The sequence below is a fragment of the Mesorhizobium sp. LEGMi-168a genome, assembly GCF_058312955.1.
Genome location: NZ_JBZEGV010000015.1, coordinates 70,929 through 85,606, shown reverse-complemented (window position 1 = coordinate 85,606; position 14,678 = coordinate 70,929). Strand labels below are relative to the sequence as shown.

The following is a 14,678-nucleotide window of genomic DNA, read 5'->3' as shown; positions in this document are numbered from 1 at the left end:
TCACTTGTCCTTCTTCTTGTACATGGCGAGCATGCGCTGGGTGACGAGGAAGCCGCCGAAGATGTTGACCGAGACCAGCACCATGGCGACAAAGCCGAAGCCCGAGGCAAGGCCGGAGGCGGCGATGCCGACGGCCAGCAGCGACCCGACCACGATGACCGAGGAGATGGCGTTGGTGACGGCCATCAGCGGCGTGTGCAGCGCCGGCGTCACCGACCAGACGACATAATAGCCGACGAAGATCGCCAGCACGAAGATGGCGAAGCGGAAGACGAACGGGTCGATGGCGCCGCCCGAGAGCGCATGCGCCGCGTTGCCGGCGGCCTCGGCGCCGGCTGGCGCATTGGCGAGATCCTGCACTGCTAGGCGAACGGCAGCCGTCGCCTGATCGAGCTGGTCGAGGGCTTTCTGCAGCTGTTCCATCACGCGGTCCCTTCTGGCTTAGACGAGGGCGACTTGGCTGCGGCAGGTTTCTTTGCCGCCGTCTTCTTCGCAGCAGGCTTGGCCAAGGCGTCAGCGACCATGATCGTCGCGGGAATGGCCGCCGGTTCGGCGCGCGGCGCCTCGGCCGCCTTGGCGAAATTGGGGTGCACGACCTTGCCGCCATCGGTCAGCATCGTCGCCTTGACCAGCTCGTCGTCGCGCTTGATGGCAAGTTGCTTCGCCGCCTTGTCGACCATCGTCTCGAGGAAGGCGTAAAGGTTCTTGGCGTAGAGCAGCGAGGCGGATGCGGCAACGCGGCCCGGCACGTTGAGGTGGCCGACGATCTTGACGCCGTTTTCCGTCGTCACGACCTTGCCCGCGACCGCGCCTTCGACATTGCCACCGCGCTCGACGGCGAGGTCGACAATCACCGAACCCGGCTTCATCGAGGCGACCATGGCCGCCGACACCAGCTTCGGCGCCGGCCGGCCGGGAATCAGCGCCGTGGTGATGACGATGTCCTGCTTGGCGATGTGCTCGGCGGTGAGCGCCGCCTGCTTGGCCTGGTATTCCTTCGACATTTCCTTGGCGTAGCCGCCGGCCGTCTCGGCCGCCTTGAACTCCTCGTCCTCGACCGCCAGGAACTTGGCGCCGAGCGACTGCACCTGCTCCTTCACCGCCGGGCGCACATCGGTGGCGGTGACGACGGCGCCAAGACGGCGCGCGGTGGCGATCGCCTGCAGGCCGGCAACGCCGACGCCCATGATGAAGGTTTTCGCCGCCGGCACGGTGCCCGCCGCGGTCATCATCATCGGCAGCGCGCGGTCATATTCGGCGGCCGCGTCGATCACCGACTGGTAGCCGGCGAGATTGGCCTGTGAGGACAGCACGTCCATCACTTGCGCGCGGGTGATGCGCGGCATGAATTCCATCGAGAAAGCAGTGATGCCGGCCCTGGCCATCGCGGCAAGCGCGGCGTCGTTGCCGTAGGGATCCATGATGGCGATCACGGCGGCACCCGACTTGTAGCCCTTCAGCTCGGCATCGGTCGGCCGGCGCACTTTCAGCACCACATCGGCCTTCGATGCGTCGGCAGCCTTGCCGATCGCGGCACCCGCCGTGGCAAAATCCTGATCGGTGATGCGCGAGCCGAGGCCAGCGCCCTTCTCAACGATCACCTCGAAGCCCAGCCCCACCAGCCGCTTCACCGTCTCAGGCGAGGCCGCAACGCGTTGCTCGTTCGCATCAAGCTCACGAGGGATAAAAACCGTCTGTCCCACCGCATGATCCTTTCGGCTGGAACCTGTCTGCGCAGGACACCGGCCGGACCTCCGGCGACATCCGAGGCGAGGGGTTTAGAGAAGTCTACCGGAGAATGAGGGCGCCGGCCGCCAGGATCACGGCGCAGAGGATGACCCCCGAGAAGAAGCCACCCACGAAGAAGCCGAAAGCCATCGAGATAATCACGGCGATGCAAAAGAGCGATCCATATTTGGCCAGCCTCAGGAATGCCTTGTAGGTGCGATCATGCTCGGCATAGTCCATCTGCGCGCCCAGTTCGACAGGACCGGTCGGCGTGTGATCAGCCATAGGAATACCTCTTCGAAAATGCCTTTGAGGCACATAGCGAAAAGCCGAACCGAGAGCAATGGCGCTATTGCCGCACGGGCCGCGACAACAGCCTCAAATGAAAGTTGAAATTGGGGCGGGACGCCCGCGCCGCGACGGAAACGTTCCTGGGCTTCAGCTGGCGAGGTGAGGAAACAGGCCGAGCAGGCCGACAACGATCAGGTAGAGCGCGACGATGTAGTTGAGCAGGCGTGGCATCACCAGGATCAGTATGCCGGCGATCAGCGAGATCAGCGGCGTGAGCGCAAGCGAGTGGATGGTCATGATCGTGTTCCTTCCCATGAACAACCCGACATGAACGCCTGTTGGGCAGGATAGCGGCGACGCTCGATCGCGACGCCGCTACTTATAACGGTAAAGTTGCAGGAAAGGTCCATTGTGCGCGGAAGGACGCCCTTTTCAGGCAGCGTCGCGTAGGTATTTCGCCGTCGGCACGATGGAGAGCGGCGTCAGTCGGTTGATGGCCGGATTGGCGAACATCATCCGCTGTTCCACCGGCGTCGACTTGAAGAACGGGAACCGTTCGAGTGTCTGGCGCAAGTTTTCGCCACAGGGGATTTCGAACAAGGCGATCGGAGCAAGGACACCCGGAAACACCTTGCCCTCGGTCCGCTGGATGGCATGGAAGATGCGGGCGTAATAAGCGGAATGCTCGACCTTGACCGGCGTGAGCACCGCGGTCTGATCAAAGTAACAGGAGGCCACCATGCCGAGCCTGAGCGTCAGGAAAGGCAGGACTCCGGGCGCTGGCGCGCTGTCCGGATCGGTTGCGAACCGGGTTCCGTCGATGAAGCTCTCCCCGCGGGCAAGCCGCTCGGCCAATATTTCCGGATAGGCATCGACGGAGGGCGAATAGGGATGCTCGCGGGAAATGTAGTGGAGCCGCAGCGTGCTGACCAAATGGCCGTCGAAATAGACACCGAAGCGATAGGAATTCGGCAGATTGTCCCAGCGGTCCTCGAACATCCCGCTGGCGATCGGGCCGCACATGCCGGACCGCAGGTAGGATTGATAGCGCAGGCGGTAGATCGCCTCCAGATCCTCGCCCCCTGTGATGAGACGATAGTCGACATGCTCCAGCAATTGCATGATCGAGCGATTCAGCGCCGACCCAGCATTTGCATCGGCGCCAGCCTGCGCATCGTTTCTCGCAGCATCCATTCTCAAGTCCTCGTATCCGCCTGTAAATAGGCTATTCGAGTTGAAATGAGACACAAGCCGAAAATTCGATCCGGCTGATTTACCGTTCGTTAACCTTAATAGTCAGGCGAAATCGCTGCCGGTGCAGTTGAGCTGAGAAGCAAGTTTAGCGCCTATAACTAAGTTAGCGTTCAATATGAAGTGCGCAGCAATTGGAAATAGGTAAGCGCTTGAACGATGCACCTACTGACTCAATGATACGTATGTTGCTGAAAATACTTTCTCCAAAGCAAACATTATGGAAAACTTCTGTAGAATTTTTCTTAGAATTACTGCAAAATAGTGTCGCTAGTAGGTCTTAAATATTTCCGCTTTTGCGCAAACTGCCGCATGACCCAAGCAACGCGCGTATCAATCTCGATCGACGAAATTTGCGGTTGCAGCTACCTGGCTGTCCGCTTGGCGGCGAGACGCAAGTCCGCGGCGAACGGCCAGGTGACGTTCGACATCGTCTCGATGCCGGACGCGCTGAGCGCGGCGCCGAAGAGGAAACCTTGCACGAGATCCGGTTTGACCGAACGCACCAGTATCTTCAGCTGCTCGAAGGTCTCGACCCCTTCGATGGTGACGACCAGGCCCAACGTCCGGGTCAAGCCGACAATGCCTTTCAAAAGGTCGAGCGACTGGGGACTCTGGGTCACGTCGATCAGGAAGGAGCGGTCGATCTTGATCTTGTCGAGTGGCAGCTTGTGCAGGTAGCTGAGGCTGGAATAGCCGGTGCCGAAGTCGTCGAGCGCGATGCGGACGCCGAGCGTCTTCAGCTCTTCGATCAATTCGCGCGTCAGCGACTTGTCGTCGAGCAAGGCAGTCTCCGTGACCTCGATTTCGAGCCGGTGCGGCGCAAGGCCCGACGCCGCGAGGGCATCGCGCACCTTCTGCACGACGTCGCGGTTGCGGAAATCCTTAGCCGAGAGATTGATCGAGACACTGGTCTGCGCCGGCCATTTGGCGCATTCGGCGCAGGCCGCCTGCAGCACGAAGGTGCTGATCTCGGAGATGATGCCCATCTCCTCGGCCAGCGGAATGAACACGCCCGGCGAAATCGGGCCGAGATCGGGATGGTCCCAGCGGCAGAGCGCCTCGCAGCTGGCGATGCGCATGGTGCTCATGGACACGATCGGCTGGTAGACGACACGCAACTCCTTGGCTTGCACGGCGCTGCGCAGATCGGCCTTCATCAGCTGACGGTTGCGGAAGGCGGCATCCATCGACGCCTCGAACAGCCGCCAGCTGTTCTTGCCGAGCTCCTTGGCCTTGTAGAGGGCGAGATCCGCCTTGACGATCATGGCGTCGACGTCGGTGTCCTTGACTATGGACAGCACCGCGCCGCCGCTGGCCTGGATGCGCAGGCCGTGCCCGGCAACGTCGACTTCGCCCTGCAGGTCCGCGAAGATCTCGTCGAGCAGGCAGCTGAGATGGCTCTCATCCTCGATGCGGTCGAAATAGATCATGAATTCGTCGCCGCCGAAGCGGCTGACATTGATGCCGGGCCCGGCAACCGCCGCCAGCCGCTCGGCCACGGCATAGATCAGCCCGTCGCCGACCGGATGGCCGAGCGTGTCGTTGACGCTCTTGAAATCATCAAGGTCGAGCACCGCCAGGCCGCAGAGCCGGTCGCGGTCGCCGGACGCCATGGCCTCGCCGGCCAGCTCGTGGAAGTAGGCGCGGTTCGGCAAGCCGGTGAGGTTGTCGTAGCGCGCCATGAACCGGATCTTTTCCTCCGCCTCGACGCGGGCCGTCACGTCCTCGAAGGTGACGACGCCGAGTTCCTGGCTGCCTTCGCGCGCGGAGAATTCGTAATGCTGGCCGTTGGCGAGCGAGACCAGGACCTTGCGGTCCCGGCCCTCGCGCAGGGCGCGCGTCAATTGCGCCTCGATGTAGCGGCAGTCCTTCGGCGCCAGCATGCCGCCGGCGACGCCGCGCATCAAAAGGCCGTGGATCGAGCGCCCGAGCAGCGCGTCGGCCGATTTCAGCGACATCAGATGGGCGGCCTCGGCATTGGCGACCGCGACGCGTCCGTCCGGGCCGAGCATGACCAGGCCGTGCGACATCGTGTTGAGCGCACGGTCGAACCTGCGCGTCAGATTCCTCGCCTGCTTGTGCCCGATGACCGCCGAGAAGAGCACGTTGCGGACATGGTCGGCGCCGGTGATGGTGATGAATGTCATCGGGATGATCATCAGGCCGAGGACGACGGAAGGCGCGTCCATGCGCAGCAGAAGCGCAAGCGCCGCCGGACCGATGAAGGTCACCGAAAAAATCCGCACCATGCGCGGAGAGCCGTAGTTGCGGGCGACAACCGTGACCAGGGTCGCCAAGGTCAGCGACATCGCCGCCAGCTCGGCAAAGGGATCGGGATAGACATAGATCGACACGAAACACAGCGCGCCCAATCCGAGACCTTGGAGGCAGCCCTTGAGGATGTAGCTGCGCTCCAGCTGCTGTGCGTGTTCGACATCGGCTATCACGCCGCCGGTTTTCAGGAAGCTGCGAATGCCGAAATAACGGATAAGGCTGACGGAAAGCAGAGCAAAAGAAAACGCCAGGAACAAGGGATTGCGCGTGCGCAGATAGATCATCAATCCGAGGATCCAGTAGCACGCACCACCGATCAACAACATGTGCGCGTTGTCGAACAACGAGCGCACAAATTGGATATAAACATCCGCGGGGATGCTTTCGGTCTTTGTTTTGCCCATAGGGTCGGCCCAACGCTAAGCCTTGTCATGCCACAACCGCCTTAAGAAAGGCTTAGAACAGGGATGGCTCGAAGCGCGCCGCACTGAAACGGATTCAGGTGAGGCGCTTTAAGTCTTTGTTTTGATGTATGTTGTTGCCCCAGAACCGCTGCACACTCTGGGCGACATGCATTTAGCAGCGGCTTCGGCCCGCCAGCCAAGGGCGCGAAGACCTGAGCAGGCCGCAAAAGGCTTCGGGCAATAGGTGGTGCAATCACTCGGCAGCGTTGAGAACAGGCACCGGCACGGTTTGGGTCAACCGCTGGAGCAGCCTGGAGCGTTCCTCTGCCGCCTTTGCGGCGCTGGCCTGCCGGACATGGCCATAACCGCGGATGAGCGCCGGCACCGAGGCGAGAGCGGCGGCGGCATCGATCCTGCCAGGCGCCAACGCGCTTGTGATCAGACCGAGATCGGCCTCGTATTGCGCAAGCAACTGCCGCTCCATGCGGCGTTCGGCGGTACGGCCGAAAAGATCGAATGCCGTGCCGCGAAGACCTTTCATCGCAGCCAGCAGGCGAAAGGCCTTCATCATCCAGGGGCCGAAGCTCGATTTCTTCGGCTTGCCGTCGTTTCCGCGTCGACCGAGGATCGGTGGCGCGAGGTGGAATTCCAGCTTCTCGTAGCTTTGGAACTGCCTTGCGAGATCGGCCGCGAAGCTGCCGTCGGTGTAGAGCCGCGCCACCTCATACTCGTCCTTGATCGCCATCAGCTTGAAGAGGTTTTTGGCGGCGGCCTCGGTGACTGCGCTCGAACCGGGAACTGCACGCGCTTCGGCGGCGCGCAGGGCGGCGACCCTGTCGGCATAGCGCTTGCCGTAGGCGGCGTTCTGGTAGGCGGCGAGGAAAGCAACACGCCTGGCGATGATATCGTCAAGCGTTTCGGTGGGCGCGGACGCCGGCTTGCCTGTACGGCCGACCAGGCCGCGCACGAAGTCCGGCTGGTGCGCGGCGCGACGGCCCCAGCGGAAGGCGGCAATGTTCATTGCCACCGCTTCGCCATTCAATTCGATAGCCTTTTCAACAGCTTCGGCCGACAGCGGCAGTCCGCCATGCTGGAAGGCGAAGCCGAGCATGAACATGTTGGCGCCGAGCGAATTGCCGAACAGCGCCGTCGCCGTGCGGGTGGCGTCGAAGAAGTGCGCCTTGTCGTCGCCGGCGGCGGCACGGATCGCCTTCTTCAGCCGTTCGACGGGCAGTGAGAAATCGGCGGAGCGGGTGAATTCGCCAGGCATGATTTCGGCGGTGTTGGCGAGGAACATGGTGTGGCCCTCGCGCACCGCGGCGAGCACCTTCTTGGCGCCGGAGACGACGAGGTCGCAGCCGAGCACGAGATCGGCCTTGCCGGCCGAAACGCGGATGGCGTGGATGTCCTCGGGGGTCGAAGCAATGCGGACATGGGTGAAAACCGAGCCGCCCTTCTGGGCAAGGCCCGCCATGTCGATCATGCCGCAGCCCTTGCCTTCGAGATGGGCGGCCATGCCGAGCACCGCGCCGATGGTGACGACGCCGGTGCCGCCGACGCCGTCGATGATCGCCGCCCAGCCGTCTCCGCCGAGCGGGAATTCGGCGGGCGACGGCACGCCGTCCAGCGGATCGCTCTTGCCGGCGACGCCCTCAGCCTTCCTGATCTTGCCGCCATGCACGGTGACGAAAGACGGGCAAAAGCCGTTGAGGCAGGAAAAATCCTTGTTGCAGCTCGATTGGTCGATCCGGCGCTTGCGGCCGAATTCGGTTTCGACCGGCTGGATCGAGACGCAGTTCGACTGCACGCCGCAATCGCCGCAACCCTCGCAGACCAGCTCGTTGATGAAGACGCGCTTGTCGGGGTCGGGAAAGGTGCCGCGCTTGCGGCGACGGCGCTTTTCTGCGGCGCAGGTCTGGTCGTAGATGAGAACAGAGACGCCCTTGACCCCGCGCAATTCGCGCTGGACGAGGTCGAGGTCGTCGCGGTGATGGATGGTGGCGCCGGCCGGGAAATCGGCCTTGCCGGCATATTTGTCCGGCTCGTCGGTGACGATTGCGATGCGTTCGACGCCCTCGGCGCGCACCTGCCTGGCGATCATGTCGACCGTCAGGCCGCCTTCATGCGGCTGGCCGCCGGTCATCGCGACCGCGTCGTTGTAGAGGATCTTGTAGGTGATGTTGGCGTCGCTCGACAGCGCGAAGCGGATCGCCAGCGCGCCCGAATGGTTGTAGGTGCCGTCGCCGAGATTCTGGAAGATATGGTCGCGCTTGGAAAACGGCGCCTGGCCGACCCATTGCGCGCCCTCGCCGCCCATCGCCGTGAAACCGACCGTGTTCCTATCCATCCACAGCGCCATGAAGTGGCAGCCGATGCCGGCGGCGGCGAGCGAGCCCTCCGGCACCTTGGTCGAGGAATTGTGCGGGCAGCCCGAGCAGAAGAAGGGGGTGCGCGAGCCGATGTCGACGGTGTCGGCAAGCATCGCCTGGAACTGGCGCAGCTTCGCCACCCGCGCCGCGATCTCCTCCGACGGGCCGATGGTGCGCAGGATCCGCTCGCCGAGCGCGATCGCGATCTCGTTCGGGTCGAGCGCGCCTTTGGCCGGAAACAGCCAGTCGCCGCGCTCGTCCTTCTTGCCGACGATGGCCGGCTGAATGGCGGAGCCGTAGAGGTTCTCGCGCAACTGCACCTCGATCAGCGAGCGCTTCTCCTCGACGACGACGATGGTGTCGAGGCCGCGGGCGAAGTCGGCGATATGCTGATAATCGAGCGGCCAGGGGCAGCCGACCTTGAACAGGCGGATGCCGATGCGGTTGGCCGCCCTTTCGTCGATGCCGATGTCCTCGAGCGCCTGGCGCACGTCGAGATAGCTCTTGCCGATGGTGATGACGCCGAGCTTCGGCTTGCGGCCGCCGGAATAGACGATGCGGTTCAGCCCATTGGCCTGGATGAAGGCGGAGGCCGCGGCGCGCTTGTGCTCATGCAGGCGCTCCTCCTGCCCGAGCATGTCGATCTCGTGGCGGATGTTGAGACCGCCGGGCGGCATGTCGAAGTCCGGAATGACGATGTTCAGCCGGTCGATCGAGGCGTCGACCGAGGCCGTCGATTCGATGTTGTCCTTGACGCATTTGATCGCCGCCCAGGTGCCGGCGAAGCGCGACATGGCAAAGCCGTAGAGGCCGTAGTCGATGATCTCCTGGACGCCGGCCGGGTTGAGGATCGGCACCATGGTGTCGACGAAGAGGAATTCGGTGGCATGAGCGTTGGTCGAGGATTCGGCCATGTGGTCGTCGCCCATCAGGGCGAGAACGCCGCCATTTCTCGACGAACCGGCAAGGTTGGCGTGGCGGAACACGTCGCCGGAGCGGTCGACGCCCGGCCCCTTGCCGTACCAGACGGCGAAGACGCCGTCATGCGTGCCTTCGCCGAGCAGCTCGGTCTGCTGCGAGCCCCAGCAGGCGGTGGCGGCAAGCTCCTCGTTGAGGCCCGGCTGGAAGACGATGTCGGCCTGGGCAAGCTGCCTCTTTGCCCTCCAGAGTTGCATGTCGAGGCCGCCGAGCGGCGAGCCGCGATAGCCGGAAACGAAGCCCGCGGTGTTGAGGCCGGCGCGGCGGTCGCGCTCGCGCTGCATCAAAAGCATGCGCACGACGGCCTGCGCCCCGGACAGGAAAACGCGCTCCTTGCCAAGGTCGAACTTGTCGTCGAGCGCGACGTCATGCAGCGTCATCAGGCATTTCCTCTGCGGAGGCGCGCCTCGATCGAGCGGCCAACGTCGGAGTGGGACGCCGCAGTCTTTCTTCCCTTGCGGGAGAGGTCAAACAAAATCGCAGGAGCCAGAGCGGACGCAACAAATGGTCCGGGCGAAGCCGCCCAGCGTATTTAAGATGAAGCTAAACGCTTCATGAAGCACGAAAATTTCGGCGGCCGGCGCGCTATTTCCATGAGCATGACCTTTTCCAAAAACCGCTGCGCAGTTTTCGGAATCGCGCCCTAGACCGCCTTCGAGCAATCCGGCTTAGGCTCATCGGGCAGCTTGCCGTCGGGATGACCGGCAAGGTCCGGGTTGAGCTCGTATTTCGGCCCGATGACCAGCGGCCGGTCCGGCAGCATGGTCTGATCCTCCGTCGAGGTCATCGTCGTGTCGATGCTCTGGAGCAGCGTGCCGCTCGAATCCTCGATGCGGATCGTGACGGAATAGGGCTTGTCCTTGACCACGCAGCTAAGCGGCGGGCTGGTCAAGGTGATATGCGGAAGCTTCGGCCAGATCTTCTGGTTGACGATGATCGGATCACCGCCGGCCGGGTTCTGGAAATTCACCACGGCAACCTGCCCCTCGCTCATCGGCCGCAGCGGCCTCAGCGTGATGACATAGGTGGCGATGCCAAGCCGGTAGTTGAACTCGAACAGCTTGCCGGAAATGGCGAAAAGCTGCTCCTTGCCGGTGTCGCGGCAGGCGCCGAGCGCTGTGGCGGCAATCAAGGCCGCGCCGAGCGCGATCGAACGGAATTTTCTAGACATTGGTGGCCTCCCTGGCCGCCGTGCGGCGGCGATAATAGCGGTTCGCCTTCTGGCGGTTGCCGCAAACGGCCATGTCGCACCAGAGGCGGCTGGAGTTGCGGCTGCGGTCGACGAACAGCCAGCTGCAGTTCGGACAAATCCTCAGCCTCGCAACCGTGTCGTCCCGCAACAATGAAAGCGCCGAGACGGCCAAGGCCGCCTCGAAGGCGATCGGCGTCGCCGGATGGCCGAAAGGCTGCCCGGGCGCGCCGATCTCAGCGTTGCTGCCGGAGAGCCCCTGGGCGCAGGCCGTCAGGAAGTCCGGCAGATGGCCGGCGGCGATCGCGCCTTTTGCTATAGCATGGCGGAACAGGCGGTCGGTCGCCTCGCGGATCGACAGCACGATTGGGGCGATGCCGTCCGGCTCAGGCGCCGTCAGCCGGCGGCCGCCGAGCTCGGCGGCACGAAAGCCGCTCGCCGCCTCGGCGAAGCGGGCGATCTCGGCCGGATCGTCAAAACGGTCGAAGGTCTTTTCCGGATCGTTGCGCAGCACGACGGTGTTCGCCGTGTCGAGCGCAAGGATGCCACCGGTGAAGCGGTGCGGGGTCCAGGATACCGTCATAGAGGAAATCTAACCGATAAAACGTATTTGACAAGTTAGATTCCTGATGCAAGGCTCGCCAAAATGGGCCCGCAGCGTCCAAAGGCCGCGCGGCGCTGTAGGGATTCTCCATGCTCTATTTCTACCAGCAGGTGCTGAACGGGCTGCATTCGGGCGCTCTCTACGCGCTGCTCGCCTTCGGCTATGTGCTGACCAACGGCATCCTGCACCGCACCAACCTGGCCTATGGCGCGCTTTTTGCCTTTTGCGGCCACACCATGATCCTGACCGCGGCCTTCGGCTACCAGGCGCTGTGGCTGACGCTGTTCACCTCGGTCGCGCTCGGCGTCGTTGCCGCCCTGCTTTATGCGGTGCTGATCAGCCAGATCCTGTCGCGCAGCGTGTTCGAAAGGCTGGCCGACCGGTCGCCCAACGCCATCGTGGTGACGACGCTCGGTATCTTGCTGTTCCTGTCGGAAGCGAGCCGCATCGCCTCCGACACCCACGATCTCTGGCTGCCGCCGATGCTCGCCCAGCCCGTCATCTTCGCCCAGGATGCCGGCTTCAAGGTCACGCTCACCGTCATCCAGCTGCTCGACTGCGCGGCGGTGATCGCGGTCGTGGCGCTGGCCGCCTGGCTGTTTTCGCATTCGCGCTTCGGCCGCGCCTGGCGAGCCGTGTCGGACGACCCGAAGGCGGCCGCGATGTGCGGCATCGACGTGCGTGCGGTGTTCCGCCGTGCGGTGCTCTATGGTGGCTTCTGCGCGGCTTTTGCCGGTGTGCTCGCCGGCCTCTATTACGGCAATATCAGCTTCGGTACCGGCCTCGTCTATGGCCTCAAGATCCTGTTCGTGACGGCGGTCGGCGGCTATCTGTCGCCGCTGAAGGCGGCGCTCGGAGCCGCTGCCTTCGGCATGGCCGAATCGCTGTGGGCCGGCTATTTCCCGATCGAATGGCGCGACGCCTGGATATACCTCTTCCTCGTCGCCATGCTGGTGCTGATCGGCGCCAGCCGCGACCAGGCCAAGGTTGCCTGAAAGCCATCAGACTTTGGTTGCATGACGCGCCGTGAGGTGGCGGGTCTTTGCCGTCGCTCACTGCTTGGGCCGCCAGCATGTCCATTGCCATGTTGACCAACCGGACCACGCACTGCATACCGTTGGGCCAAGCGGCGCGACACCGGAGGGGGAATCGGGCGCGCTGTCAGCACAGGGAGGAAATGCATGGCAGGGCTGCTCGCTCTATCCAGGACGATCGACCGCATCAACGAGTTCATCGGCCGCTGGGTGTCGTGGCTGATCCTGCTTGCGATCCTGGTGAGCGCCGGCAACGCCGTCATCCGCAAGGCGTTCGACACCTCCTCCAACGCCTGGCTCGAACTGCAATGGTACCTGTTCGGCGCCGCCTTCATGCTGGCCGCCGCCTACACGCTGAAGCAGAACGATCATATCCGCATCGACATCGTCTACGGCATGTTTTCGCGCCGCTTGCAGCACTGGATCGACCTTCTCGGCCACCTCTTCTTCCTGATGCCGTTCGTGGTGCTGATGGTGATCTATTTCGTGCCTTACGTGTCGCTGTCCTTCCGCAGCGGCGAGATGTCGACCAATGCCGGCGGCCTCATCGTCTGGCCGGCAAAGGCTATCCTGCTTGCCGGCTTCTTCCTGCTGGCGCTGCAGGGCGTTTCCGAGATCATCAAGAAGATCGCCATCATGCGCGGCGATATGGAGGATCCCAATCCCTTCATATCGGCGCATGACCAAGCCAAGCTAGAGGCCGAGGCGCTTGCCGAAGAAGCTAAAGCGCTGGCCGGCGAGGTTCGCTCGTGATCGAGTTCGTCGCGCAGAACATGGCGCCGATCATGTTCGCCTCGCTGATCATCTTTCTTCTGATCGGCTACCCCGTCGCCTTCTCGCTCGCCGCGAACGGATTGTTGTTCTTCTTCATCGGCGTGCTGCTCTCGCCCTACTCGGGCGGATCGATCAATCTCGCCTGGCCGCTGCTGCACGCGCTGCCCGACAATTTCTACGGCACCAGGGTGATGTCCAACGACACGCTGCTGGCCATTCCGTTCTTCACCTTCATGGGAATCGTGCTCGAGCGATCCGGCATGGCCGAGGATCTGCTCGACACGGTCGGCCAGCTGTTCGGCCCGGTCCGGGGCGGGCTTGCCTATGCGGTGATCTTCGTCGGCGCGCTGCTTGCCGCGACGACCGGCGTGGTGGCGGCCTCCGTCATCGCCATGGGGCTGATCTCGCTGCCGATCATGCTGCGCTACGGCTATGACCGACGGCTCGCCTCGGGCGTGATCGCGGCCTCCGGCACGCTCGCCCAGATCATCCCGCCCTCGCTGGTGCTGATCGTTCTTGCCGACCAGCTCGGACGCTCGGTGGGCGACATGTATGCGGGCGCCCTGATCCCAGGCCTCGTGCTGACCGGCATCTACATGCTCTACATCCTGATCATGTCGATCATCCGGCCGAACTCGATGCCGGCGCTGCCCACCGAAGCCCGCACGCTCGGCCGCGGCGTGGTCTCGCTGATCGTGGCCCTGCTGATCGCAGGCGCGGTCTCCTATGCCGCCTACCGCTACCTTGCGCCGACCCATGGCGACAATGCCGACATCCTCGGCGCCACCGTCGGCGTGATCGTCATCTATGCCGTGGCGATCGCCGACCAGCGGCTCAACATCCACATGATGTCCAAGCTGGCGCAGCAGGTGGTGATCGTGCTGATCCCGCCGCTGGCCCTGATCTTCCTGGTGCTCGGCACCATCTTCCTCGGGATCGCGACGCCGACCGAGGGCGGCGCGATGGGTTCAGTCGGCGCGTTGATCATGGCCGCGGCAAAGGGAAGGTTGTCGTTCGACGTCATCAAGCAGGCGCTGGCCTCGACGACCAGGCTCTCCTCCTTCGTGCTGTTCATCCTGATCGGCGCGCGCGTCTTCTCGCTCACCTTCTACGGCGTCAACGGCCATATCTGGGTCGAGCACCTGTTGACCTCGCTGCCCGGCGGCGAGACCGGCTTCCTGATCGGCGTCAACATCCTGGTTTTCGTGCTCGCCTTCTTCCTCGATTTCTTCGAGCTCGCCTTCATCATCGTGCCGCTCTTGGCGCCCGCCGCCGACAAGCTCGGCATCGACCTGATCTGGTTCGGCGTGCTGCTCGGCGTCAACATGCAGACCAGCTTCATGCATCCGCCCTTCGGCTTCGCGCTGTTCTACCTGCGTTCGGTCGCCGCGCGCGTGCCCTATCTCGACCGCATCACCGGCAAGCAGATCGCGCCGGTCACCACCGGCCAGATCTACTGGGGCGCGGTGCCTTTCGTCTGCATCCAGGTGATCATGATCGGGCTCACCATCGCCTTCCCGCAAATGGTGATGCGCTATAAGGGCGCCACGGTCGAACCGAGCACGATCGACCTGAAACTGCCGGAGATGCCGGGACTGGCGCCGCTCGGCACGCCGCCGGCCGACAATGGCGCGGCGCCCGCCAATGGCGGCGCGGCGCCCGCCGCGCCCGGCACGCCCGATCTGTCACAGCCGCCGAATTTCGGCGACACGGCGCCTGCCAAGCCGGCCGCACCAGCGCCCGACCTTTCGAAGCCGCCGAGTTTCAATTGAGGTGAGC

At 63.6% G+C, this 14,678-nt stretch carries 12 protein-coding genes; 3 read left to right on the top strand and 9 right to left on the bottom strand.

Features of this window, described 5'->3' with window-relative positions; translation table 11 throughout:
- From AC4FWB_RS19920 to AC4FWB_RS19880, 9 genes are all read right to left on the bottom strand, one after another.
- A complete protein-coding gene (locus AC4FWB_RS19920) occupies nucleotides 1–423 on the bottom strand; it encodes a proton-translocating transhydrogenase family protein (protein WP_491027968.1) in 423 nt (140 codons plus the stop codon).
- Nucleotides 423–1,703 carry a Re/Si-specific NAD(P)(+) transhydrogenase subunit alpha gene (locus AC4FWB_RS19915; protein WP_491027967.1) on the bottom strand — a complete coding sequence of 427 codons (1,281 nt, stop codon included), beginning with the start codon at nucleotides 1,701–1,703 and terminating at the stop codon, nucleotides 423–425. Before AC4FWB_RS19915 ends, AC4FWB_RS19920 begins: the two co-directional genes overlap by 1 nt.
- Before the next feature lie 85 nt (nucleotides 1,704–1,788).
- Nucleotides 1,789–2,013: an aa3-type cytochrome c oxidase subunit IV gene (locus AC4FWB_RS19910; protein ID WP_491027966.1), complete on the bottom strand. Its 225-nt coding sequence runs from the start codon at nucleotides 2,011–2,013 to the stop codon at nucleotides 1,789–1,791.
- A 153-nt stretch (nucleotides 2,014–2,166) separates the two neighbouring features.
- Nucleotides 2,167–2,316, bottom strand: a complete 150-nt coding sequence (locus AC4FWB_RS19905) for a DUF3096 domain-containing protein (protein WP_491027965.1) — start codon at nucleotides 2,314–2,316, stop codon at nucleotides 2,167–2,169.
- A gap of 135 nt (nucleotides 2,317–2,451) precedes the next feature.
- Entirely contained in the window at nucleotides 2,452–3,213 is a 762-nt protein-coding gene (locus tag AC4FWB_RS19900; protein ID WP_491027964.1) for an N-acyl amino acid synthase FeeM domain-containing protein, read from the bottom strand.
- 422 nt (nucleotides 3,214–3,635) lie between these two features.
- On the bottom strand, nucleotides 3,636–5,951 hold the full coding sequence (locus AC4FWB_RS19895) for a putative bifunctional diguanylate cyclase/phosphodiesterase (RefSeq protein ID WP_491027963.1): 2,316 nt from the start codon (nucleotides 5,949–5,951) through the stop codon (nucleotides 3,636–3,638).
- A gap of 253 nt (nucleotides 5,952–6,204) precedes the next feature.
- On the bottom strand, nucleotides 6,205–9,681 hold the full coding sequence (locus tag AC4FWB_RS19890) for an indolepyruvate ferredoxin oxidoreductase family protein (RefSeq protein ID WP_491028040.1): 3,477 nt from the start codon (nucleotides 9,679–9,681) through the stop codon (nucleotides 6,205–6,207).
- Between the two features lie 260 nt (nucleotides 9,682–9,941).
- Nucleotides 9,942–10,469 (bottom strand): hypothetical protein, encoded by a 528-nt coding sequence (locus AC4FWB_RS19885; RefSeq protein WP_491027962.1) that lies wholly within the window; start codon nucleotides 10,467–10,469, stop codon nucleotides 9,942–9,944.
- Nucleotides 10,462–11,070: a CGNR zinc finger domain-containing protein gene (locus AC4FWB_RS19880; protein WP_491027961.1), complete on the bottom strand. Its 609-nt coding sequence runs from the start codon at nucleotides 11,068–11,070 to the stop codon at nucleotides 10,462–10,464. Before AC4FWB_RS19880 ends, AC4FWB_RS19885 begins: the two co-directional genes overlap by 8 nt.
- A 110-nt stretch (nucleotides 11,071–11,180) precedes the next feature.
- Here AC4FWB_RS19880 and AC4FWB_RS19875 point away from each other — a divergent pair, with 110 nt between their 5' ends.
- The 3 genes from AC4FWB_RS19875 (at nucleotide 11,181) to AC4FWB_RS19865 (ending at nucleotide 14,671) form a co-directional block, all read left to right on the top strand.
- Nucleotides 11,181–12,086, top strand: coding sequence for a branched-chain amino acid ABC transporter permease (locus AC4FWB_RS19875; protein WP_491027960.1), 906 nt, complete (start codon nucleotides 11,181–11,183; stop codon nucleotides 12,084–12,086).
- Between the two features lie 186 nt (nucleotides 12,087–12,272).
- Entirely contained in the window at nucleotides 12,273–12,878 is a 606-nt protein-coding gene (locus AC4FWB_RS19870) for a TRAP transporter small permease subunit (protein WP_491027959.1), read from the top strand.
- On the top strand, nucleotides 12,878–14,671 hold the full coding sequence (locus AC4FWB_RS19865; RefSeq protein WP_491028039.1) for a TRAP transporter large permease: 1,794 nt from the start codon (nucleotides 12,878–12,880) through the stop codon (nucleotides 14,669–14,671). The genes AC4FWB_RS19870 and AC4FWB_RS19865 overlap by 1 nt, the downstream gene beginning before the upstream one ends.
- Nucleotides 14,672–14,678: the final 7 nt, after the last annotated feature.